Raw genomic sequence first — 23,080 nt, 5'->3', positions numbered from 1 at the left:
GTCAATGAAGACGTAAGTTCCAACCGGCGGATTATCTCATGGCGCCCCGGGGCCGCCACGCCTTAGCGCGGCATCATCCCGTCAGCCGGGCTGCGCTCAGGCGGCATGCCCTGCCCGTCCGTCAGCGCCAGCCCTTGCCGGTCGCGCTCGGCGGCCAGCGCCGTCTGGATGGCGTTTTCACGCAGCTGGCTGCCCATGGCGCCGATGTCAGCACCCGACGGCTGCTGGTACAGACGCAGGCCCAGCTCCGGCAGAATCGCCAGCAGGTGGTCAAAAATATCACCCTGGATGCGCTCGTATTCCACCCAGGCGGTCACCGCGGTAAAGCAATAGACCTCGACCGGAATGCCGTCGGAGGTGGGCTCCATCATGCGCACCATCATCGCCATGTCTTGCCGCACTTCCGGGTTCTGCTTCAGAAACGCCAGCCCATACGCGCGGAACGTGCCGATATTGGTCAGCCGGCGGCGGTTGGCCGGCACGCTGGCCAGCTCGCCCATCGTCTGATTGGCTTGCGCAATGTCGTGGGTCTTGGCTTGCAGATAGTCATGCAGCAGCCGGAACCGCATCAGCCGCTGGGCTTCTTCGTCGGTCAGAAACCGCACACTGGATGCATCGATACGCAGCGTGCGCTTGATGCGCCGCCCGCCCGATTCAAACATGTGGCGATAGTTGCGATAGCTTTCCGAGAACAATTTGTAGGTGGGCACCGTGGTGACGGTGTTGTCCCAGTTCTGCACCTTGACCGTATGCAGGGCGATGTCTTTGACGAAGCCGTCGGCGTTGGACTGCGGCATTTCGATCCAGTCGCCAATGCGCAGCATGTCGTTGCTGGTCAGCTGCGTGCTGGCCACCAGCGACAGCAGCGTGTCCTTGAACACCAGCAGCAGCACCGCCGACAGCGCACCCAGGCCGGAAATCATCCACAGCGGCGAGCGGTCGATCAGGATGGACAGCACCAGCACGGTGCACACCGCCATCAGCACCAGCTTGCTGATCTGGATATAGCCCTTGATTGACCGGGTTTGCGCCCGCGTCGTGGCGGAATACGTGTCTTGCCAGGCGCTCAGCACACCCGAGAACGCCACGAACACACAGATCCACGCGCCGGCATGCGCCAGCCGGCCCACCACCGTCACCGCTTTTTCCACGTGCGGGACCAGGTCGATGCCCATAGACACGACCGCAAACGGCACGGCATACCAAAGGTTTTGATAGGCGCGGCGGCGTTGCAGCGCCTTGTCCCAATCGCCCCGGCCGCTCAGCACCAGGACCCGGTGCGCCAGCAGCAGCACGACGCGCGCGACCACCCACTGGACGAACAGCGCCGTCAGGATCAGCGCGCCAATACCGACCAGCGTTTGCGCCCAAGCCTCGTGCGGCATGTGCGTATCTAGCTGGGTGACCAGTTCTTCCCATTCCAGGGGCATATTCTTCTGACTCGCTCTAAGGTCTTGAAACTAACCGGGGATTATCCGACAAGTCAGCGTCATCCGAGGTTCCGAGCCGCCGATATTGGGGCCATGCTACCCCCTTGCGTGCGCCGCCGGTTCGGCAGGCCCTATAATTCCGCCCATCATGGCAAACACTCCCTCCCCCGATCAAAACCAGTTCGCCAACAAGGCGCAGGCCTGGTCCGCCCGGTTCTCGGAACCGGTTTCCGAACTCGTCAAACGCTATACGGCGTCCGTGGATTTCGACAAGCGCCTGGCGCGCCACGACATCCAGGGCTCGCTCGCGCATGCAGACATGCTGGCCGCCCAGGGCATCATCGGCGCCCAGGACTTGGCTGACATCCAGCGCGGCATGACCCAGATCCTGTCTGAAATCGACGCCGGCAGCTTCCAATGGCTGCTGGATCTGGAAGACGTGCACCTGAACATCGAAAAGCGCCTCGTGGAACTGGTGGGCGATGCGGGCAAGCGCCTGCACACCGGCCGTTCGCGCAACGACCAGGTCGCCACCGACATCCGCCTGTGGCTGCGTGATGAAATCGACAACCTGCAAGACCTGCTGCGTCAACTGCGTCACGCGCTGGCCGCCGTCGCGCTGGACAACGCCGGCACCATCATGCCGGGCTTCACCCATCTGCAAGTCGCTCAGCCCGTCACCTTCGGCCACCACCTGCTGGCTTACGCCGAAATGTTCGGCCGCGACGCCGAGCGCCTGGCCGACTGCCGCCGCCGCGTGAACCGCCTGCCCCTGGGCGCGGCGGCACTGGCCGGCACGTCTTTCCCCATCGACCGCGAACGCGTCGCCAAGACGCTGGGCTTTGATGGCGTGTGCCGCAACTCGCTGGACGCCGTGTCTGACCGCGACTTCGCCATCGAATTCTGCGCCGCCGGCGCGCTGATCATGACGCACGTGTCGCGCCTGTCCGAAGAGCTCGTGCTCTGGATGAGCCCGCGCGTGGGCTTCATCGACCTGGCCGACCGCTTCTGCACCGGCAGCTCGATCATGCCGCAAAAGAAAAACCCCGACGTGCCAGAACTTGCCCGTGGCAAGACCGGCCGCGTCAACGGCAACCTGGTCGCCCTGCTGACCCTGATGAAAGGCCAGCCGCTGGCCTACAACAAGGACAACCAGGAAGACAAGGAAGGCCTGTTCGACACCGTGGACACCGTGCGCGACACGCTGACCATCTTTGCGGACATGGCTGCCGGCATCAAGGTGAAGGCCGACAACATGCGCGCCGCCGCCCTGCAAGGCTTCGCCACCGCTACCGACCTGGCCGACTACCTGGTCAAGCGCGGCGTGCCGTTCCGCGACGCGCACGAAGTGGTCGCCCACGCCGTGCGCGATTGCGAACAACGCGGCTGCGACCTGGCTGACTTGTCCACCGACGAACTGAAGGCCTATCACGCCCAGATCGGCGACGACGTCCACCAGGTGCTGACGCTGGAAGGCTCGGTTGCCGCCCGCAAGCACATCGGCGGCACCGCCCCCGAACGCGTGGCCGAAGAAGCCAAACGCGTGCTGGCGGAAACGGCCGAAGGCTGATTCCGGCAAGCGCTGGCTCCGGCTGGCGGCTTGAAGCAAGGCCCCCGATTGGGGGCCTTGTTGCATCTGGAGCCCGCCTTCTTATCCAGCCGCCCCTGCCCGCGCCGGCTTTAATAAGAATGATTTACACTACGCGCCTTTCCCCCGTTGCCTCTGCCCCATTCGTCCATGCCTCGCAGCAAACCTCAAGACAAAGGCTGGATCGGCTGCTATGCCGAGATGGTGCGCGGCTGGGTGCGTAAGGTCGGCAATACCCACGAGGCCGAAGATGCGCTGCAAGACGCAGCCATCGGCCTGTTGAAGGCAGACAGCAGCAGCATCCTGGAGCCGCAGGCCTATCTGTACCGCTCCAGCATGAACCGCCTGGCCGGCAATGCGCGCCGCGAAGCGCGGCTGCCCACGCTGCCCTTGCATGAAATCAGCGAAGACGAGCATCCCCAGGATGTGGACAGCAGCGCCGCCGTGCGCACCGCGCAACTTGCCGAGGCCGTTGAAGCGGCCCTGCTGCAACTGCCCATCAAATGCCGCCAGGCCTATATCTGGCATCGGCTGGAGGGGTATTCTCAGCAAGAAGTTGCCGCGCGGCTGGGCGTGTCGCTGAATTCCGTCGAGCGCTATATCATGCGCGCCATGCGCCATCTGCGCGACGCTCTGCACCGCTATGCGCCCGACTGAACCCGCCTCCATGACCGACTCCGGCCCCCGTCCCACATTCGATGACCCGCGCGACGCTGCGGCGTTCTGGTACGCCCGCGCGCGCTCGGGCCGGATGAGCGATGCCGATCAGCAGGCCTTTGACAGCTGGTTGCGGGAAGCCCCTGCGCATGCGCGCGAATATGCGCTGCTGGACGAGGTGTGGCGCGATACATTGGCGGTGCCGGCCGACCGGCTGCGTGCGCTGGCCCGCGAGCCCGAAGCCGCCGCCGCGCCGGCTCGCAGGCTGCCGCAGTGGGCCAACATCGCGTTGGCGGGCGGCGTGGCGCTGGCCATTGGCGTGACCATGGCGCCGCTGATGCAGAACACTGCACCGACCTACGAGTCCGCACTTTCCAGCGCCCATGGCGAACGCCGCCAGGTTGCGCTGGCGGACGACTCCGTCCTGGAACTGAATACGGATACGCAGGCGAACGTGCGCTTCTATCCCGACCGACGCGAAGTCGATCTGACGGCGGGCGAGATCACGTTTTCGGTCAAGGCCGACGCCAGCCGCCCATTCATCGTTAAGACAGGCGATGCACAGATCCGGGTCACCGGCACGCGCTTTAACGTGCGCCGCCACGGCGATGCCACCGACGTCGCCGTGCTGTCTGGCGCGGTCGAGGTCAAGCCGGCGGGCATGCGATTTTGGCAACGTGCCGCGTTGACACCCGGCCAAGGCCTGACGGCGTCACGGTCAAGCCTGGGCGCGCCGCATGCCGTGGACACGTCGACGCTGACCGCCTGGCACCAGGGCCGCATCGTGTTCAACAACACGCCGCTGGTTGATGCCGTGGCCGAAATGAACCGCTATGCGCCCTATGCCATCCGGCTGGCGGACGGCGGATGGGACAAGGTGCGCATTGCGGGCGCGATCAGCATCGACCAGCCAGCCAGCTTCCTGGAATTGCTGCCTCGCATTGCGCCCGTGCGCATCGAAGCGGAAGGCGACAAGCGGTACGTCGTCAAGGCGCGCTGACGGCTTGGGGCGGACGACAAGGCCGCCCCCTCTTCAGTGAAACATATAGTTTCACAATCGATTCGCGATTTCTTCAGGGTTTTCGCGCCAATCGCACTCTTTAGCTAAGAGGGGCGGCCGCGCATGCGGCGGCCCGAGGAGACCTTTGGCCAAAGGGTGGCGCGGCATTGCCGCTGAGAATCATTATTGGAACTATTCTTGTGAACCGTAGACTTTCCCGCAACGGCGTCGCCCTGCCGTTGCGACTGCGCAGCCCGCGTCTTGCCCTGCGCACGCTGCCCTTGCTGATTGCGCTGGGTCTGACTCAAGCCCCCGACGCGCAGGCCCAGGAAGCACAGGGCCAGAGCGCCGCCGTGCTGGTCAACACCGCGCGTCAACCCTTGCATGACGCCTTGGTGGAAGTGAGCCGCCAAGCGTCGTTGGAAGTGCTGTACGCACCGGAACTGGTGGCGGGCAAGACGGCGCCGCCGGTTTCGGGGCGCCTGACGCCGCAACAAGCACTGGACCGCATCCTGGCCGGCAGCGGCCTGATCGCGGTCATTCGTGGCAACACCGTCACCATCGAACCCGAACCCAAGGACCTGGACGCCACCACCATGGCGGCCGTGACCGTCATTGCGCGTCGCGCTGCCGACGGCACGACCGAAGGCACCGGGTCTTACACCAGCCTGGTCACCAGCACCGCGTCCAAAACCGATCTGGCGTTTCGCGAAGTGCCGCAGTCGGTGTCGGTCGTGACCCGGCAATTGATCGACGACCAGCATCTGGTCAACGTCACCGACGCCATGAGCCGCGCGCCCGGCATCACGGTGCGCCGCGTAAATTCCTATTCGTCCGACTATTACTCACGCGGCTTCCAGATCACCAGCATGCAGATCGACGGTGGCGCCCCGTTGGCGCTGGGCTCGTACACCTACGGCCCCACCCAGGACATGGCGTTCTATGACCGCGTCGAGATCATGCGCGGCGCCTCGGGCCTGATGGGTGGCATGGGCGACCCGGGCGGCATCATCAACCTGGTGCGCAAGAAGCCGATGGGGGAATATCAGCTGACGGTGGAGGCTTCGGCCGGCAGCTGGGACAACTACCGCAGCATGATCGACGCCACCGGCCCCTTGGGCTTCGACGGCCGGCTGCGCGGCCGCGCCGTCGCCGTCTACGGGGACACCGGCTCGTTCATGTCGCACAGCACGACCGAAACGCCGCAGATCTACGGGGTGCTGGAAGCCGACCTGACTCGCAGCACGCTGCTGACGGTGGGCGGCAGCTACAGCCGGATGCGCGAACAAGGCAGCCGCAGCGGCCTGCCGCGGTACACGGATGGCGGCGACATCGGGTTGTCTCGCTCAACCAACCTGAGCCAGCCCTGGACCTACATCCATACCGACACCAAGCAGATCTTTGCGCAGTTGGAACAACGGCTGGGCGACACCTGGCGCTTCAAAGCCAACTACACCCGCGAGGAAACCGACAGCAAATCGCTCACCGCCTTCGCCAACGGCGGCGTGGATCGCGAAACGGGTCTGGGCGCCACCTGGGGCGGCGGCCGGTACGCAATGACCAACACGCAGAACCTGCTGGATGTGAATCTGTCTGGCAGCTTCGACCTGTTAGGCGGCACGCACGAAGCGTTGCTGGGCGCCGATTGGCAGCGCAGCGAAGGCACGTGGGCCGTCTCTAAACCCGTGGACGAATGGAAGGTGCCGGTCAACGTCTTTAACCGCAACCTGTGGAACCCCGACCTGAGTCTGCCGGAAAACGAACGCTACGACCCGTGGGGCCAAGAGCAGAAAGGCATGTACGGCGTGTTGCGGATCAACCCCACCGAACGTCTGCACCTGATCGCGGGCGCGCGCTTCAGCTCCTATAAGTTCTACCAGACGGTGTCCGAACCCATCAATGGCAGCTGGGTGCCCTATTCGAAAACGTCCTACCGCGAACCGACCGCCACCACGCCTTACGGCGGCATCATCTATGACCTGAACGACGCGTGGTCCGCCTATGTCAGCTACGCCACCATCCATAAACCGCAAGGGCTGCTGAAGGCTGGCCCTCTGCCCGGCTCCCCGTTGCCCGCCATCAAAGGCAAGAGCTATGAAATGGGCGTCAAGGGCGAATTGCTGGATGGCCGCCTGAACGCCACGTTCAGCCTGTTCAACGTCGAGCGCACCGGCACCGGCGTGCTGGACAGCCGCTACCCGGAAGACTACGACGCGTGGGCCGGCAACTGCTGCTACCTGGCCCAAGGCAAAGTGGTCAGCCGCGGCCTGGACATGGAAATTGGCGGCGAGGTCTCGCCTGGCTGGGAAGTGGCGCTGGGCTACACCTTCAACAACACCCGCGACAAGACCAACGACGCCGTCTACAGCAGCATCACGCCGCGCCATCTGCTGAAGGTGTCAACGGCCTACACGCTGCCCGGCGACTTGTCGCGCTGGCGCATCGGCGGCAGCGCCCAGGTGCAAAGCGCCAACTACGTGACAGGCACGGCCTACTCGCGCGACAGCGGCTCGTATACGCCGTACAAGTTCCAGCAGGCAGGCTACGCCACCGTCAACCTGATGGCCCAATACCGCTTTGCGCCGCAATGGACGGCGACGGTCAACGTCAACAACCTGTTCGACAAGGTGTATTACGAACGAGTCGGCGCGTCCAACGGCGGCAACTGGTACGGGGCGCCTCGCAACTTCATGCTGACCCTGCGCGGCACGTATTGATAGCTTGACCGGCCAGGAAGCGGTCACGCTTCCTGGTTCGGACATCGAATACGTCGCAAAGCCGAGGACCAGACCAAGTCACCGCTTTCTGCGGTCACCCACAGCAATCCTCAAGCCCCAAAAAAAAACAGGGGCAGCTTTCGCTCCCCCTGCGGAAAGGCCCTACGAGACACCGCGCCCGTCCGCGCGTGCAGAAACGGGCTGGGTCTCGTGCCGCCGGCGCGGCTTATTGCCAGGGGTGGATTACACGGGAATCGCTTGCGGCCGCGTATCACTGAAACTGGGTATTTTGTAAGGCGCTTGAGGGGCTTGAGGCGCTTGAGGCGCGTAGAGCGCGTCAAGGCGCGAAAGGCGATTCGTACAGGAATGGGCACATCCGGTCACATCCGACTACGGGCCGGGCCAGGGGCTCCGATATCATCGCAACTCTTTGCGACCTGCCCCTTTTTTGCGCCCCCATCTCGCCTCCCCTTTTTGCGCCCCCTTTTTGCGCCCCCTGTTTGCTCCCTTTTTGCGCCCCCTTCATGCGCCTATCGCCCGCCACCCGCCGCCTTCACGCGCTACGCCCGTTGCGCCGCCCCAGCCTGATCGTTCTGACAGCCCTTGGCCTGCTGGCTGCCAGCATCCACCCGGCCGCGCAGGCGCAGACGGCACGCAAGCCTTCTCCCTATGAGAACGCCCGCCCGCTGCGCCCGGACGAGCGGGCCGCCAAACAAGCGGAAGATGCCAAGCACGGCGGGCCGGCGTATCTGAACCAGATTCGCACGCAGGCGGAATTCCAGCAGCTGGCGCGCGTCTATAACGCTGGCACGCCGCTTGAGATTCCGCATGTGCTGTTCGTGATTGACCGGCGTCACGGCGACCGCATCTATTACATCGACACGCCGCGCTATACGCTGCACGAGAACTTTGCGCGCGAACGCCGGTTGCTGCCGGACGCGGACAAGGCCACGCTGATTGCCCAGTACAAAGACCCCGACCGGCGTCTGTTGTTCGGCACCCTGAGCTGGCAGCGCGATCTGCCCGGCTACACCTACGAGTTCTGGGAAGGCGACCGCGTCACGCCCGCGCTGTTGCGCCTGACCGAAGACAAGCTGCGCGCCACGTTCTACGACCCCGTGCGCTTCAAGGCGAACTCCACGACGCAAGAGCAGACGGCGCAAACCGCCGGGCTGGCCTTGGTGACGCAAGAGGCGCTGTTGCGCGAACAGACGTTTCTGCCGCTGAACACCGGCCGTGCGCAGGGCCGTCTTCGCATCGTGAAGTCGGTCGAAGACACGCCGGATCTGGCGCCCACCGATATCGTGGTGCTGGACGAAGTGCCTGTCGCCATTTCGCCGGTCGCGGGCCTGGTCACGCAGCGGCCGTCCACCTTGTTGTCGCATGTGAACCTGCTGGCCAAGGGCTGGCGCATTCCCAACGCTTACGTGCGCGATGCCGTCTCGGCGCTGCGCCAGTATGACGGCCAGTGGGTAGAGCTGACCGTCAACAGCAACGGCTACCAGGTGCAGCCCATCGCCAAGCCGCAGGCCAAACCCGACCCAACGCCCGGGACCAAACCCGACGGCAAACCCAACGACCCGCCCAAAGCCGCCGCCCTGCCCAAACCCGATCTATCGGTGCGCGCGCTGAAACCCCTGACCGGCATGGCCACGCGCGACAGCCGGTACTGCGGGGTCAAGGCAGCCAACCTGGGCGCACTGAAATCGGCGCTGCCGCCGCTGGCCAGCGTGCCGGATGGTTTCTGCATTCCATTCGCCCAGTACGCGGCATTCATCAAGCAACTTGGCATTCCGGCACGCATCGCCGCGCTGGAACAACGGCCCGACTTCGCCCGGGACGCCAACGTGCGCCGCGTCGAATTGGCGGCATTGCGGCAAGACATCATCCAGGCCCCGCCCGACGCCGCGCTTGCCGCCGCGTGGCGCGAACGCTGGACGAAGCAATTGCACGGGCGCGGCGTGTTCGTGCGCAGCTCGTCCAATTCCGAAGACCTGCCCGGCTTCAGCGGCGCAGGGTTGTACACCACCGTACCCAACGTGACGCAGGCCGACGCGTTGGCAAAAGCCGTGCAAACCGTATGGGCGTCGGTCTATAACTTCGAAGCCTATGAGGCGCGGCGCGCGGCCGGTATCGGCCAGGATGGCGTGGTGATGGCGGTGCTGGTGCAGCAGGCGGCCGCATCAGACAGCTCGGGCGTGATGATCACGCGTGACCCCTTTGATGCGTCGCGCCGCTACGTCACGTACATTTCCGCCAAGCGCGGGCTGGGCATCAAGGTGGTGGAAGGCAAGCGCCAGGCCGAACAGCTGATGTATTCCACTTGGTCCAAGGCGGTGCAGGTGCTGAGCCGATCGGCCGAGGACACGCAGTTGGTGGCCGACGCCGCGGGTGGCGTGCGCGAGGTGCCGATTCAAGGATCAAGACAAGTGCTGAATGATGCGCTCGTTGCGAGGCTGGCGGCCGTGGGCAACCAGATCAAGCTGCGCTTGGGCAATGTGGATCAGGATATCGAATGGGCCGTGCAAGGCGACAACATCATCGTCTTGCAGGCCCGGCCGTACGTCGATGGCAGCCGGTAGCAGCACTTGCGGCTACCGGCCGATCATCGATCAGCCCAACCCGAATCAGATGTGCAGCGCGTGGCCCAGCGCTTTCAGCGCTGCTTCCTGCACCGCTTCACCCAAAGTCGGATGCGCGTGAATGGTGCCCGCCACATCTTCCAGCGTGGCGCCCATTTCCAGCGACTGGCCAAACGCCGTCGACAATTCCGACACGCCGCGCCCCACCGCTTGCCAGCCCACGATCAAGTGGTTGTCGCGCCGGGCCACCACGCGGACAAAGCCGTCGGTGGACTCCAGCGTCATCGCGCGGCCATTGGCGGCAAACGGGAAGGATGCCGTCAGGCAGTCCAGCCCTGCGCCTTCCGCTTCCGACGGCGACAGGCCCGCCACCACCACTTCAGGGTCGGTAAAGCACACGGCGGGAATAGAGGCCGGGTGGAAGTGACGGCGTTTGCCCGCCACCAATTCGGCCACCATCTCGCCCTGCGCCATCGCGCGATGCGCCAGCATCGGCTCGCCGGCAATGTCGCCAATGGCCCAGACGTCACGCATCGACGTCCGGCATTGGTCGTCAATTCGCAGCGCGTTGCCCTTGCGATCCAGTTGCAGGCTTTCCAGCCCCCAGCCCTGCGTGCGCGGACGGCGTCCCACGGCGATCAGCACGCGGTCGGCCGGCAACAGGGTTTCGGCGCCAGACGCGTCTTGAATACGCACCGCATCGCCCGCGCCGTTCAAGCCCAACACCTTGCGGCTGACGTGCAGCGCCATGCCCATCTTCACCAGGGCGGCGGCAACGGGCTTGGTCAGTTCGGCGTCGTAGGTCGGCAGGATGCGGTCCTGCGCTTCCACTACGGCGACTTCTGCGCCCAGCTTGCGGTACACGGTGCCTAGCTCCAGGCCGATGTAACCCCCGCCCACCACCACCAACTGCTTGGGGATGGACGTGGGTGACAAGGCTTCGGTGGACGACACCACGATGCCGCCAAACGGCATCGACACCAGCGGCGTGGGTTCGGACCCGGCCGCCAGCAACAGGTGTTCGCATTGGATGCGCAAGGTGCTGCCGTCTGCGGTCGTGACTTCGGCGGTTTTGCCGTCGAGCAGGCTGGCCCAGCCCTGCACGACTTCCACGCCGTTCTTCTTCAACAGCGCGCCAACGCCGCCCGTCAGCTTGCCGACGATGCCGTCCTTCCACGACACCGTCTGTGCGATGTCGATGGCGGGTGTCGCCACCGAAATGCCGAGCGCCGACTTGCCCGCGTAGTGGCGCGCCTTGTCGAATTCCTCGGCTGCGTGGATCAGCGCCTTGGACGGAATGCAGCCGATGTTCAGGCAGGTGCCGCCCAGTTGCGCGCCTTCGACGAGCAGGGTCGGCACGCCCAATTGGCCAGCGCGGATGGCGGCCACGTACCCACCGGGGCCGCCGCCGATCACCAGCAAGGTCGTTGTCTTTGTGATCTGGCTCATGCTTACTCCACGAAAAGCAGCGCGGGTTGTTCCAGCAGCGCACGCACCGCCTGGATGAAGCGCGCCGCGTCCATGCCGTCCACCACGCGGTGGTCAAACGACGACGACAGGTTCATCAGCTTGCGCGCCACCACGGCGCCATTGCGGAAGGCCGGCCGCTCAACGATACGGTTCACGCCCACGATGCCGACCTCGGGGTGATTGATCACCGGCGTCGTGACGATGCCGCCCAAGGGGCCCAGGCTGGTGATGGTGATGGTGGACCCGGACAGCTCGTCGCGCCCGGCCGTGCCACTGCGCACCGCTTGCGCCAGCCGGCCGATCTCGGCCGCCATCGACCAAAGGTCGCGCGCTTCGGCGTGACGCATCACCGGCACCATCAGACCGCCTTCGCTTTGCGTGGCGATGCCGATGTGCACAGCGCCGTAACGCGTCACCACGCCACCTTCATCGTCATAGCGCGCATTGATCTGCGGAAAGTCGCGCAGCGCTACGACCATGGCGCGCGCCAGCAACGGCAGCAAGGTCAGCTTGCCGCGCGACTCGCCCCATTTCTGGTTGAGCTGCACGCGCAAGTCTTCCAGTTCCGTCACGTCGATTTCCTCGACGTAGCTGAAGTGCGGAATGCGGCGCTTGGACTCGGCCATCTTCTGCGCAATCTTTCTGCGTAGCCCGATGACAGGCACCGCCTCTTCGTCGTGGCGTTCGACATACGCCGTGCCGCCGCGCGCGGCGTTGCCCGCCCCTTGCGATTGCAGATAGGCGTCCAGGTCTTCGTGCATGACGCGGCCGGCCGGACCGCTGCCCGCGACGAAACGCAATTCAATCCCCAGATCCCACGCGCGCTTGCGTACCGCGGGCGAGGCCAGCGGTTTGTCGCCGGGCTGACGGGGAACGGACGGCGAGCCGCCCGTGGCGGACGAAGCAGCGAATGACGAGCGCGCCGCTTGCGGTTTGGCGGACGCCGCGGCGGGCGCCATCGACGCCGCAATCTGGCCGGCGATGCCGCCCGCGGACTTCGTGGCAGGCGTTTGCGTTTGCGTCTGCGTTTGCGTTGCCCCTGGCGTTGCAGCCTGGGTAGCGGTTTGCGTTGCGGACGGGTCCGCGCCTTGTCCCGGCGCGCCAGGCTTCGGCGGTGCGCCCGCCCCGGCGCGCACATTCCCCTCGCCTTCCACTTCCAGGCGAATCAACTCCCCGCCCACGGCCATCACCTGGCCCACGTCGCCGCCCAGCGCAATCACCTTGCCCACGACCGGCGATGGAATTTCCACCGTGGCCTTGTCCGTCATCACGTCGGCCAGCGGCTGGTCTTCGGCGACGGTGTCGCCCACCTTGACGTGCCAGCCCACCAGTTCGACCTCGGCAATGCCTTCGCCGATGTCGGGCATCTTGATGATATGAATCCCCATCTCACACCTCCATCGCGCGTTTGAACGCTTCGCCGACCCGGCGCGGACCGGGGAAGTACGCCCATTCCTGCGCATGCGGATAGGGAGTGTCCCAACCGGTCACGCGCTCCACAGGCGCCTCCAGGTGATGGAAGCAATGCTCTTGAACCAGTGCAATCAATTCCGCGCCATACCCGCACGTGCGCGTGGCTTCGTGCACCACCACGCAACGGCCCGTCTTCTTCACCGAGTTCACGATGGTTTCAAGATCCAGCGGCCAAAGGCTGCGCAGGTCGATGACTTCGGCGTCGATGCCGGTTTCTTCGGCGGCTGTCAGCGACACATACACGGTCGTGCCATAGGTCAGCACCGTCAGCGCATTGCCCGGCCGCACGATGGCGGCGGAATCCAGCGGCACGGTGTAGTAACCCGTGGGCACCACGCTGCCGGGCCGGCCGGTCCATGGCGTGACGGGCCGGTCATGGTGGCCGTCGAACGGGCCGTTATACAGCCGCTTGGGTTCCAGGAAGATCACCGGGTCATCGTTCTCGATGGACGCGATGAGCAAGCCCTTGGCGTCATACGGATTGGACGGCATCACCGTGCGCAGCCCGCACACCTGCGTGAACATGGCTTCGGGGCTTTGGCTGTGCGTCTGCCCGCCGTAGATGCCGCCGCCGCAAGGCATGCGGATCGTCATCGGGGCAATGAATTCGCCCACCGAGCGGTAACGCAGGCGCGCAGCTTCCGACACGATCTGATCGGACGCCGGGTAAAAATAATCAGCGAACTGGATTTCGCACACAGGCCGCAGGCCGTAGGCGCCCATGCCCACCGCGACGCCGACAATGCCGCCTTCGGAGATGGGCGTGTCGAACACGCGCGAGCTGCCGTACTTGGTTTGCAGGCCTTCCGTGCACCGGAACACGCCGCCGAAATAGCCGACGTCCTGGCCGAACACCACCACGTTGTTGTCACGCTCCAGCATCACATCCATGGCCGAGCGCAAAGCCTGGATCATGGTCATCGGCGCAGAGGCCGGACCAGCGTTGTTATCAATGGCCATGATCAAACTCCGAGCTGCTGGCGCTGCCGGCGCAGATGCTCCGGCATGTCTTTGTAGACGTCTTCAAAAATGCTGGCGGCGCTGGGAACGTGGCCGTCCACCAGGGTGCCGTAGCTTTCCGCTTCCTTTTGGGCGGCAACGATCTCGGCGTCGAGTTCGGCGCGCACGGCGTCGTGCTCGGCGTCTGACCAGATGCCCAATCCGATCAGGTGCTTCTTGAAGCGTTCGATCGGGTCGCCCAGCGGGAAGTGCGCCCAGTCGTCGCCGGGCCGGTATTTGGAAGGGTCGTCGGAGGTAGAGTGCGGACCGGCGCGGTACGTCACCCATTCGATCAGGGTCGGGCCCAGGTTGCGGCGGGCGCGTTCGGCGGCCCAGCGCGAGGCGGAATAGACCGCCAGGAAATCATTGCCATCCACGCGCAGCGACGCAATGCCGCAGCCCACGCCGCGGCCGGCGAAGGTGGCGCCTTCGCCGCCGGCAATCGCCTGGAACGTCGAGATGGCCCACTGGTTGTTGACCACGTTCAGGATGACCGGCGCGCGGTAGACGTGCGCAAAGGTCAGCGCGGTATGGAAGTCGGCTTCGGCGGTGGCGCCGTCGCCAATCCAGGCCGATGCGATGCGCGTGTCGCCCTTGATGGCCGAGGCCATCGCCCAGCCCACCGCCTGGATGAACTGCGTGGCCAGGTTGCCCGAAATCGTGAAGAAGCCGTTAGGGCGATCGGAATACATCACCGGCAACTGGCGGCCCTTGAGGGGGTCACGCTCGTTGGACATCAGCTGGCACATCATCGTCACCAGCGACACATCGCGCGACAGCAGCAGGCTTTGCTGGCGATAGGTGGGGAAACACATGTCGCCTTGCTCAAGCGCCAGCGCATGGGCGGAGCCAATGGCTTCTTCGCCCAGGCTCTGCATGTAGAACGAGATTTTCTTCTTGCGCTGGGCGGTCAGCATGCGCCCGTCGAAGATGCGCGTTTTCAGCATGGCCCGCATGCCGGCGCGCATCATATCGTTGCTGATCTCGGGCGCCCAGGGGCCGACCGCGCGGCCGTCGTCGTCGATCACCCGGACCAGGCTGTACGCCAAGGCGCCGGTATCAACCGCGGCAACATCAATGGGGGGTTTGGGCACCTCGCCGGGCGGCGAAAGATGCAGATAGGAAAAGTCAGTCTTGCAACCCGGACGCCCTGTAGGCTCGGGGACGTGCAACTTCAACGGCCCATATTGGCTCATATTTTGTCTCCACGCTTGATCGTGTCACGCGTTTTCTTCCTACCAAGACATTGCCAAAGGCGTGTGACCCTAAGCGCTGCCATCGTCGGCCCGCGCATAGGGATAAATATGCGTGGCCGTCGACGAGATTAGCACAGGGGACAGGCTCGTTGAGGCGGGTCAGCCGTGCTGCTGACCCGCATCGCACTAGGGGTTTTTCCCTGGTTTACCAGCGGTAGCTCAGGGTGGCATAGAGCGTGCGCGGGTCGCCATAACGGCAGCCCGTCGCGCCCGCGCATGCCAGGTAGCCGCGGTTGAACAGGTTGCGCGCGTTCACCGTCAACGACAGGCCCGAGAGCGTCGGGTCCAGCGCGCCGAAGTCATAGGCGGCCATGGCGTCGACCAGGAATTGGCCCGGCACATTGGCGGGGTAACCGGGCAGGTTCGTCGAGCTGGCGTAACGCACGCCCGCGCCCACGGTCAGCCCGGCCACGCCGGCGGCGGTCAGGTTGTAGTCGGCCCAGACGGAGGCGCTGTGCAGCGGCACCAGTGCGATGCGCTGATCCACCAGCGACGGCACGGTGCTGCGCGTGGTGCGCGCGTCGGTATAGGCATAGCTGGCCGTCAGGTTCATGGCGCCCAGCCGCGCCTTTGCTTCAAGCTCCAGCCCGCGCGAGCGCGCCCGGCCGCTCTGCACGGAATAGGTGGCGTCGGCCGGGTCGCTCGTCAACGCATTGGTCTGCGTCAGGTCGTAGACGGCCGCGCTGTAAAGCATGTTTCCGCCCGGCGGCTCGTAGCGCAGGCCCAGTTCGTACTGTGTGCCTTTGGTGGGTTTGAAGGCATTGCCCGCGCGGTCCACACCGATGGTTGGCGCAAACGACTGGCTGGCGCTGACATACGGCGCCAGGCCATTGTCGGCAAGGTAGACGACGCCCACGCGGCCTGTCGTGGCCGTGTCGCGCAGCCGGGTCTTGGCGCCGTTGGCGTAGTTGGTCTGATCGGTATCGGCCCAATCCTGGCGCCCACCCAGCACCAGCACCCATTTGTCCTGGATCTTGATCTGGTCTTGCAGGTACAGGCCCAGCGAATCGGAACGCGTGTTGATGCCGTAGTCGGCGGCGGTGTTCAGCACGGGCACCGCGCCATAGACGGGGTGGTAGATGTCGGCCAGCGCCGCCACCGTGCCTGAATGGCGATGCGAGTCGTAGCCGCTGCGGTAATAGTCCAAGCCCGCCAGCACCGTGTGCTGCAAGGGGCCGCCGTCCAGCTTCAGCTCCAGCGAGGTATCGGTGGCCACGCCATACGAATGTTCGTTGCGGCTGACCACGCCGCGCCGCAGGGTCTGGCCGTTGGCCTGCAACGCGCCGAAGCTCAAGTAATCCCAGTTGCCATCGGCCGTGAAGTAGCGGGCGCTTTGGCGCAGTTTCACGCGGTCGTTGAAGGCGTGCTCGAAGGCATAGCCGATGGTGTAGGTGTCGGTGTCGTAGCGGTCGAAATCCGGTTCGCCGATGAAGAGGTCGCGCGGGATCTGGCCGTTCAAGGTATTGGCGGCGGGCATGGGCGCAGCGAATCGTGTGCGGATGCGCTGATAGCTGGCCAACAAGGTCAGTGAGGTCGCGGCCGACGGCTGCCACGTCAGCGCGGGCGCCAGATAGGTCCGGTCGTCCGGCACGTGGTCCACCCAGTTGTCGGCGTTGCGGGCAAGACCCGTCAAGCGGTACGTCCACGCGCCGTCCTCGGACAGCGCGCCGGTAAAGTCGCCCGACACCTGGCGGCGGCCATAGCTGCCCACGTCCAGATTCAGTTCGCGCAGCGTGTCGGCCGATGGCCGCTTGCTGACGCTGTTGACCACGCCGCCGGGGCTAAGCTGCCCGTACAGCACCGAGGACGCGCCGCGCAGCACCTCGACGCGTTCCAGGCCATAGGGTTCCTGGCCGCCGTCGTAAACGCTGGATTGCAGTTTCAGGCCGTCGCGCAATTGCCCGGAGTTGCCGGCCGCTACGTTGAAGCCGCGCAGCATCAGGTCATCGACCATGCGGCTGAAGGCGGGGGATTGCGACGACACGCCGGGCGTATAGCCCAGCGCATCCGCCACCGACCCCGCCTTGATCACGCGGATCTGATCGCTGGTTACGACCGACACCGATTGCGGCGTCTCGATCAAGGGCGTGTCGGTCTTGGTGCCGGACAACGCGCGTTGCGCCACGTAGCCGTCGACATGCCCGGTGGGCGATTCGATGGAACCCGTCACGCGGACGGGCTCAAGCATCGTGGTGCTGTCGGGTGCGCGCCGGGCGCTGAGCGTGCCGTTGGCGGTGACGGCCAGTTCCAGACCGCTACCGGCAAGCGCACGACGCGCGGCGTCTTCGGCGGTGTAATCGCCCGCGATGGCGGGCGCAGTACGGCCCGCGACCAAGGCGGGGTCAACGGACACCGCGCGGCCGCTCTGGCGTGCGATGCGCGTCAGCGTGTCGCCCAAGGCCGCGGCGGGCAAATCAAAATGCAGGGTGGCGCGGGCGGATGCGGGCGGCGGCGTTTGGCTTTGGCTTTGAGATTGCGCCTGCGCGTAGGGCGCGGCCAGGGCAATGAACAGCGCGGCGGTCAACGGCCGCAGCGGGTGGCGATGAAACATGGAGGCTCCTGCAACAGTGTGGTGTTTCAGGAGGGATGTCCAACGACGCGCACAAAAGTGATCATTTATTTTTCAGCGCGGGGGTCACGCAGGTCGATGCTGACAAACCATCCGCCCACAGCGCTGATGCTGATCGGCAACGTCTGACGCAACGATTCCAGCGTGCGCGGGATGTCGTCCAGCGGAAACGCCCCCAACACGCGCAGCCTTGCGGCCTCTGGCGTAATGCGGATAATGCCGCGCCGATACGGCCGCAGCGCATCCACCACTACGCCCAACGGTTCGTCGTGCACGACAAGCATGCCGTCGTGCCAGGCGGCGGCATCGGCCAGCGCGGCGTCCGGCTGGCCCAGGCCATGCGCATCAAACCGCACGCCCTCACCCGCTTGCAGCACCCGGCGCTGGCCGCCCGCACGCACTTCAACGCTGTGCTCGACTACGCTGGCCAGGCTTGCGCCATCCGCGCGCGCCACGTTGAAGACGGTGCCCAACGCCTGCACTTCGCCGTCGGCGGTGGACACGATGAATGGCCGAGCGGCATCGGCAGCCACGCGTGCATACACCGCGCCTGCCCGCAGGCGAACACGGCGCACGCCAGCGCTGAAGTCCACGTCTACGGCCGAACGCGCATTCAGCGTCAGTTCGCTGCCATCTTCCAAGGTGTAGGCGCGACGCTCGCCGGTCCCCGTGCGCAGGTCGGCGCTTAGCGTGCGCAAGGGCGTTTGGCGGTCGGCCAATGCGGCGACGCCGCCTGCCGTCAGCGCCAGGGCCAGCGCATTGCGCAACATCCTTCGCCGGGCGGGCGGGGTCAGCAAGGCGGCGCCGGCCGCCTGGCGCTGCTCGCCTCTTTCCAGCATGGAAAACGACGCTTTGACGGCGGTGTTGACGGTGTCCCACGCTGCGGCGTGACGGGGGTCGGCCTGCCGCCACTGCTCAAACCGGGTTCGGTCGGCGGCGGCCACACTGCCAGACGACAGCAGCACCATCCAGTCCACGGCCGATTCCAGATCGGCAGGCAACGCCGGGGCCGTCATACGGGCAAAGACAAGCGCGCCGCCACGCAAAGCGTGATGGCCTGTTTCATATAGCGACGCACCGTGATCACCGACGTGCCGATACGCTGGGCGATTTCGGCGTAGCTGAGTTCATCCAGCTGGCTGTACAGGAAGGCTTGGCGCGCCTTCAGCGGCAAGCGCTGCAAGGCGCGGTCGATGTGCATCAAGGCCTCGAGCACCAGCGCGCGGCTTTCTTCGCTGGGTGCGCTGGCTTGCGGCAAGCCGGCCAGGCTGTCGAGATACGCGCGTTCCAATTCCCGGCGCCGCCAGAAGCTGAACAGCGTGCGTTGCGCCAACGTGGTCAGGAATGCGCGCGGTTCGCGAATGGGGTCGGTGTGCCTGCCAGCAAGCAGGCGCACGAACGTGTCGTGCGCCAAATCTGCCGCATCATGGCGGCACCCCAACCGGCGCCGCAGCCACTCCTGCAACCAGGAATGGTGGGCGTCATACAGCTCGGCGGCGGAATGCTCCGGAGGCTGCGTGGATGCGGTCATGGCAAAACGGCAGGGCTTAGACGGGGCCGGTCCATTCCGTGACGAAGTCGCGGAAGTCGGGGCGCTTGGCGGGCGGCACGGCGCAAGCCGGGGTGCCAATCGCCAGATAGCCCAGGAAGCGGTAATCCAGCGAATCCAGGCCCAGCGCGTTCTGCACGTCTTCAACGTAGGTGCCCACGCCCGTGCTCCAGAAGGCGCCATAGCCCAGCATGTGGGTGGCGTTCAGGATGTTCATGACGGCGCAACCCGTGGCCAGCAATTGTTCGTGCTCGGGGATCTTGGTGTTGTCGTGCGCGATCTTCTGCGCCACGGCCACGAACAGCGGCACGCCAGCCATCCATTCACGCACCGATTTTTCTTTCTCGGGCGTCATGCGCGGGTCGCCGCTACGCTTGACCGCTTCCAGCGCCACATCGGCCAGCTTGCCGATGGCTTCGCCCTGGATCACGACAAAGCGCCACGGACGCAACGCGCCGTGGTCGGGGGCCGACATGGCGGCTTGCAGGATCTGTTCCAGTTCGTCGGGTTTGGGCGCCGGGCCGCGCAGAAACTTGACGGAACGGCGCGTGGTGAGGGCGTGCAGCGGGGTCGCAGTAGAAGTGGCGGTCATTGATTCTGGCGCAAATGTGAAAGAGATAGATTCTCATATTAATCGATGGCGGCAGCCGGGTCGGGTATCTCCCGGCCTCGAGCATGGACATCCGGCCCACTTTGGGGCCGGATTCCGCCTAGGCGTCAACCTAGGTGCGTGTGCCGTTCCTGGCGTTCTTCAACCTGCATTTCAGACAGGCCGTGCAAGATGCCGCAGTCTTCCGCGTCGGGCCGCGCCGACAGGCAGCGCTGGCGCAATTCGGTCAGCTGGCCCTTCAATTGCAGCAATTCGGCGATGCGCTCATCCACGTGCGAGATGTGTTCGTCGAACAGTTCGTTAATGGGGCCGCAACCCGTCTGGTGGTTGTCGGCCAGGGACAGAATGGCGCGGATCTCGTCCTGCGTCATGTCCAGCGCCCGGCAGTTGCGGATCAGCCGCAGACGCTCTAGATGGGGTTGCCCGTAACTGCGGTAATTGTTCAGGCCCCGGTCGGGCGCGGGCAACAGCCCTTCCTTTTCGTAGTACCTGACGGTCTCGACCGTCGTGCCGGCCGCTGTGGCCAATTCGCCGATACGCATCGTGCCTCCTGGATCTCATCCGATTGAAATTTGGGCTTGACCCTATAGTAACTCCAAGGTGTGCAATGCCAGCATCCGATTCAACAAGGCGAAGAACGATGGCTTTTCCTCCGGTCAAATCCCAACAGCCCTCCCCTGCAACGCAGGGCGACGCCTGCTGCGGCGGAAATGGGCATGCACACGGGCAGAAGAAGGAAACGGGGCAAGACGCCGCGCATGAGCATGCAGGTCATGACCATGCGGGCCACGAACAGGCCGACCACGGCCACTCGGGCCACGGGCATGCCGGCCACGGGCATGCCGGCCACGCCCATGCGGACCACGGGCATGCGGGCCACGACCATGCGGCTCACGGCCATGACCACAGCCACGGTCACAGCCACAATCACAATCACGCCCCCGCGCAGTCACATGCCGCGGCTGCCTGCTGCGGGCATGACCACGGCGGGCAGGGCTTCACGGCATCCGCCTCTGGCACGGCCACCCTCAGCGCCGGCCCTGGCCAGGTGCTGGCGCGCCTGCGCATCGGCCAGATGGACTGCCCCACTGAAGAAACCCTGATCCGCAAAAAGCTCGACGGGCTGGACGGCGTGCATGCGCTGGACTTCAACCTGATGCAGCGCGTGCTGACGGTGGTACACGCCGAAGGCGCGCTGGACCGCATCGTGGCCGCCATCAAGTCGCTGGACATGACGCCCGAGCCGCTTGCCGATGGCGCGGCCGGCACGCCCGCGCCCGGCGCCAAGCCGGTGAACTGGTGGCTGATTGGCGGTTCAGGCCTGTTGGCCGCCCTGTCCGAGCTCTCGCACTTTGCAAGCTGGCCGCTGGCCGTGACGGCGGCGCTGGCTGTCGCCGCGATTCTGGCGTGCGGCGTCAGCACCTATCGCAAGGGCTGGATCGCCGTGCGCAACGGCAACCTGAACATCAACGCGCTGATGAGCATCGCCGTCACCGGCGCGGTGCTGATCGGCCAGTGGCCCGAAGCCGCCATGGTGATGTTCCTGTTCAACGTGGCGGAGCTGATCGAAGCGCGTTCACTGGACCGCGCCCGCAACGCCATCCGTGGCTTGCTGGACCTGGCGCCCGAAACGGCCACCGTCCGCCAGGCGGATGGCACGTGGCGGGACGTACCCGCCGCGCAATTGCAGGTGGGCGACGTGGTGCGCGTGCGCCCCGGCGAACGCATCGCGGCTGACGGCATCATCGTCAGCGGCAGCTCTACCGTAGACCAATCGCCCATCACCGGCGAAAGCCTGCCCGTGGAAAAGGCGCAGGACGACCCCGTCTTCGCCGCCACGGTGAACGCCGCCGGCTCGTTCGAATATCGCGTTACGGCTGCGGCCGGCAACACCACGCTGGCCCGCATCATCCACGCCGTGGAACAGGCACAGGGCGCGCGCGCCCCCACCCAGCGCTTCATCGACCGCTTCTCGCGCATCTACACGCCCGCCGTAGTGGGCGTGGCCGTGCTGGTGGCCGTGGTGCCGCCGCTGCTTTGGGCGCAGCCCTGGTTTGACGCGATCTACCGCGCCTTGGCGCTGCTGATCATCGCCTGCCCGTGCGCGCTGGTGATCTCTACCCCTGTCAGCATCGTCAGCGGCCTGACCGCAGCGTCGCGGCGCGGCATTCTGGTCAAGGGCGGCGTGTATCTGGAAGAAGGCCGCAACCTGAAATGGCTGGCGCTGGACAAGACCGGCACGCTAACGCACGGCAAGCCGGTGCAAACCGATCTGCAAGATTGGGACGTGTCCGACACCCCCCGCCAGCCGGCTGCGTTGATCGCGGCAAGCTTGGCGGCCCGGTCCGACCACCCCGTGTCGCTCGCCGTGGCCAACGCCGCGCGCGAGGCCGGCAAGACCTTGCTGGAAGTCGGCGCCTTCACCGCCCTGCCCGGCCGCGGCGTCAGTGCAACGCTGGATGGCGTGACCTATCAATTGGGCAACCGCCGCCTGATGCGTGAACTTGGCGTGTCCACCGACAAACTGGAAGCCCGCCTGGACGAGCTGGAACGCCAAGGCAAAAGCGCCATCGCGCTGACCGACGGCACGCGCGTGCTGACGCTTGCCGCCGTAGCCGACACCGTCAAGCCCACCAGCGCCACCGCCATCGCCGACCTGCATGCGCTGGGCGTGCGCACGCTGATGCTGACGGGCGACAACACGCCCACGGCGCAAGCCATTGCCAAGCAGGTAGGTATTGACGAAGCGCGTGGCGATCAACTGCCCGAAGACAAGCTGGCCGCCATCGAAAGCAAGTTGGCGCCCCAAGGCAAAACCCCGGGCAAGGTCGGCATGGTGGGCGACGGCATCAACGACGCGCCTGCGCTGGCGCGCGCCGACATCGGCTTTGCGATGGGCGCGGCAGGCACCGGCACGGCGATCGAGACCGCCGACGTGGCCTTGATGGATGACGACCTGCGGAAAATTGGCACCTTCCTGCGCTTGTCGCGCGCCACGCACCGCGTGCTGATCCAGAACATCGTGCTGGCGCTGGGCATCAAGGTGGTGTTCCTGGCGCTTGCCATGACCGGCAACGCCACGCTGTGGATGGCGGTGTTCGCCGACGTGGGCGCCAGCCTGCTGGTGGTGGCCAACGGCCTGCGTCTGCTGCGCGCGGCAGACTGACGCAAGCTTTCAGG

Annotated in this window: 16 protein-coding genes; 6 read left to right on the top strand and 10 right to left on the bottom strand. The window is 65.6% G+C overall.

The window, feature by feature from the left end; all coding sequences use genetic code 11:
- Window positions 1-62 precede the first annotated feature (62 nt).
- The gene (locus HV765_RS13630) at window positions 63-1,430 is read right to left on the bottom strand and encodes a mechanosensitive ion channel family protein (protein ID WP_054426114.1); all 1,368 of its coding nucleotides are present in this window, start codon (window positions 1,428-1,430) and stop codon (window positions 63-65) included.
- Window positions 1,431-1,578: 148 nt separating this feature from the next.
- On the opposite strand from HV765_RS13630, the gene argH reads away from it, so the two are divergent.
- The 5 genes from argH (at window position 1,579) to HV765_RS13605 (ending at window position 9,974) form a co-directional block, all read left to right on the top strand.
- Window positions 1,579-3,000 carry an argininosuccinate lyase gene (argH, locus tag HV765_RS13625; RefSeq protein ID WP_175169984.1) on the top strand — a complete coding sequence of 474 codons (1,422 nt, stop codon included), beginning with the start codon at window positions 1,579-1,581 and terminating at the stop codon, window positions 2,998-3,000.
- Between the two features lie 168 nt (window positions 3,001-3,168).
- Entirely contained in the window at window positions 3,169-3,675 is a 507-nt protein-coding gene (locus tag HV765_RS13620; RefSeq protein WP_156336826.1) for an RNA polymerase sigma factor, read from the top strand.
- A 10-nt stretch (window positions 3,676-3,685) separates the two neighbouring features.
- The gene (locus HV765_RS13615) at window positions 3,686-4,675 is read left to right on the top strand and encodes a FecR family protein (RefSeq protein WP_054426119.1); all 990 of its coding nucleotides are present in this window, start codon (window positions 3,686-3,688) and stop codon (window positions 4,673-4,675) included.
- 200 nt (window positions 4,676-4,875) lie between these two features.
- Window positions 4,876-7,392, top strand: a complete 2,517-nt coding sequence (locus HV765_RS13610; protein ID WP_245636411.1) for a TonB-dependent siderophore receptor — start codon at window positions 4,876-4,878, stop codon at window positions 7,390-7,392.
- Window positions 7,393-7,916: 524 nt separating this feature from the next.
- A complete protein-coding gene (locus tag HV765_RS13605) occupies window positions 7,917-9,974 on the top strand; it encodes a PEP/pyruvate-binding domain-containing protein (RefSeq protein WP_175169983.1) in 2,058 nt (685 codons plus the stop codon).
- Between the two features lie 45 nt (window positions 9,975-10,019).
- Here the strand turns inward: HV765_RS13605 and lpdA are convergent, their stop codons facing one another.
- The 9 genes from lpdA to cadR all read right to left on the bottom strand — a co-directional run bounded on the left by lpdA (window position 10,020) and on the right by cadR (window position 20,442).
- Window positions 10,020-11,423 (bottom strand): dihydrolipoyl dehydrogenase, encoded by a 1,404-nt coding sequence (lpdA, locus tag HV765_RS13600; RefSeq protein ID WP_175169982.1) that lies wholly within the window; start codon window positions 11,421-11,423, stop codon window positions 10,020-10,022.
- A 2-nt stretch (window positions 11,424-11,425) separates the two neighbouring features.
- Window positions 11,426-12,832 carry a dihydrolipoamide acetyltransferase family protein gene (locus HV765_RS13595; protein WP_175169981.1) on the bottom strand — a complete coding sequence of 469 codons (1,407 nt, stop codon included), beginning with the start codon at window positions 12,830-12,832 and terminating at the stop codon, window positions 11,426-11,428.
- Between the two features lies 1 nt (window position 12,833).
- Complete coding sequence (locus HV765_RS13590; RefSeq protein ID WP_054426127.1) at window positions 12,834-13,877, bottom strand: alpha-ketoacid dehydrogenase subunit beta; 1,044 nt, start codon at window positions 13,875-13,877, stop codon at window positions 12,834-12,836.
- A gap of 2 nt (window positions 13,878-13,879) precedes the next feature.
- The gene (locus HV765_RS13585) at window positions 13,880-15,112 is read right to left on the bottom strand and encodes a 3-methyl-2-oxobutanoate dehydrogenase (2-methylpropanoyl-transferring) subunit alpha (protein ID WP_054426129.1); all 1,233 of its coding nucleotides are present in this window, start codon (window positions 15,110-15,112) and stop codon (window positions 13,880-13,882) included.
- A 205-nt stretch (window positions 15,113-15,317) separates the two neighbouring features.
- The gene (locus tag HV765_RS13580; protein ID WP_175169980.1) at window positions 15,318-17,723 is read right to left on the bottom strand and encodes a TonB-dependent siderophore receptor; all 2,406 of its coding nucleotides are present in this window, start codon (window positions 17,721-17,723) and stop codon (window positions 15,318-15,320) included.
- A 65-nt stretch (window positions 17,724-17,788) separates the two neighbouring features.
- The gene (locus HV765_RS13575; protein WP_175169979.1) at window positions 17,789-18,757 is read right to left on the bottom strand and encodes a FecR family protein; all 969 of its coding nucleotides are present in this window, start codon (window positions 18,755-18,757) and stop codon (window positions 17,789-17,791) included.
- On the bottom strand, window positions 18,754-19,272 hold the full coding sequence (locus HV765_RS13570; RefSeq protein ID WP_175169978.1) for a sigma-70 family RNA polymerase sigma factor: 519 nt from the start codon (window positions 19,270-19,272) through the stop codon (window positions 18,754-18,756). Before HV765_RS13570 ends, HV765_RS13575 begins: the two co-directional genes overlap by 4 nt.
- Window positions 19,273-19,288: 16 nt before the next feature.
- Entirely contained in the window at window positions 19,289-19,882 is a 594-nt protein-coding gene (locus HV765_RS13565; protein ID WP_054426136.1) for a nitroreductase family protein, read from the bottom strand.
- Window positions 19,883-20,007: 125 nt separating this feature from the next.
- Window positions 20,008-20,442, bottom strand: a complete 435-nt coding sequence (cadR, locus tag HV765_RS13560) for a Cd(II)/Pb(II)-responsive transcriptional regulator (RefSeq protein ID WP_054426138.1) — start codon at window positions 20,440-20,442, stop codon at window positions 20,008-20,010.
- Window positions 20,443-20,540: 98 nt separating this feature from the next.
- Here cadR and HV765_RS13555 point away from each other — a divergent pair, with 98 nt between their 5' ends.
- Window positions 20,541-23,066, top strand: coding sequence for a heavy metal translocating P-type ATPase (locus HV765_RS13555; RefSeq protein ID WP_338077801.1), 2,526 nt, complete (start codon window positions 20,541-20,543; stop codon window positions 23,064-23,066).
- Window positions 23,067-23,080 lie beyond the last annotated feature (14 nt).

Origin of the sequence: Achromobacter kerstersii, assembly GCF_902859595.1 — a bacterium.
In the GTDB taxonomy this organism is placed as follows: domain Bacteria; phylum Pseudomonadota; class Gammaproteobacteria; order Burkholderiales; family Burkholderiaceae_B; genus Achromobacter; species Achromobacter kerstersii.
The sequence above is the reverse complement of the archived record's forward strand: the minus strand, read 5'-3'. Positions and strand labels throughout refer to the sequence as shown.

Bases quoted from the DNA above. Each gene is read 5' to 3' on its own strand.
- HV765_RS13630 (WP_054426114.1), bottom strand. From the start codon at position 1,430: ATGCCCCTGGAATGGGAAGAACTGGTCACCCAGCTAGATACGCACATG.
- argH (WP_175169984.1), top strand. From the start codon at position 1,579: ATGGCAAACACTCCCTCCCCCGATCAAAACCAGTTCGCCAACAAGGCG.
- HV765_RS13620 (WP_156336826.1), top strand. From the start codon at position 3,169: ATGCCTCGCAGCAAACCTCAAGACAAAGGCTGGATCGGCTGCTATGCC.
- HV765_RS13615 (WP_054426119.1), top strand. From the start codon at position 3,686: ATGACCGACTCCGGCCCCCGTCCCACATTCGATGACCCGCGCGACGCT.
- HV765_RS13605 (WP_175169983.1), top strand. From the start codon at position 7,917: ATGCGCCTATCGCCCGCCACCCGCCGCCTTCACGCGCTACGCCCGTTG.
- lpdA (WP_175169982.1), bottom strand. From the start codon at position 11,423: ATGAGCCAGATCACAAAGACAACGACCTTGCTGGTGATCGGCGGCGGC.
- HV765_RS13595 (WP_175169981.1), bottom strand. From the start codon at position 12,832: ATGGGGATTCATATCATCAAGATGCCCGACATCGGCGAAGGCATTGCC.
- HV765_RS13590 (WP_054426127.1), bottom strand. From the start codon at position 13,877: ATGGCCATTGATAACAACGCTGGTCCGGCCTCTGCGCCGATGACCATG.
- HV765_RS13585 (WP_054426129.1), bottom strand. From the start codon at position 15,112: ATGAGCCAATATGGGCCGTTGAAGTTGCACGTCCCCGAGCCTACAGGG.
- HV765_RS13580 (WP_175169980.1), bottom strand. From the start codon at position 17,723: ATGTTTCATCGCCACCCGCTGCGGCCGTTGACCGCCGCGCTGTTCATT.
- HV765_RS13575 (WP_175169979.1), bottom strand. From the start codon at position 18,757: ATGACGGCCCCGGCGTTGCCTGCCGATCTGGAATCGGCCGTGGACTGG.
- HV765_RS13570 (WP_175169978.1), bottom strand. From the start codon at position 19,272: ATGACCGCATCCACGCAGCCTCCGGAGCATTCCGCCGCCGAGCTGTAT.
- HV765_RS13565 (WP_054426136.1), bottom strand. From the start codon at position 19,882: ATGACCGCCACTTCTACTGCGACCCCGCTGCACGCCCTCACCACGCGC.
- cadR (WP_054426138.1), bottom strand. From the start codon at position 20,442: ATGCGTATCGGCGAATTGGCCACAGCGGCCGGCACGACGGTCGAGACC.
- HV765_RS13555 (WP_338077801.1), top strand. From the start codon at position 20,541: ATGGCTTTTCCTCCGGTCAAATCCCAACAGCCCTCCCCTGCAACGCAG.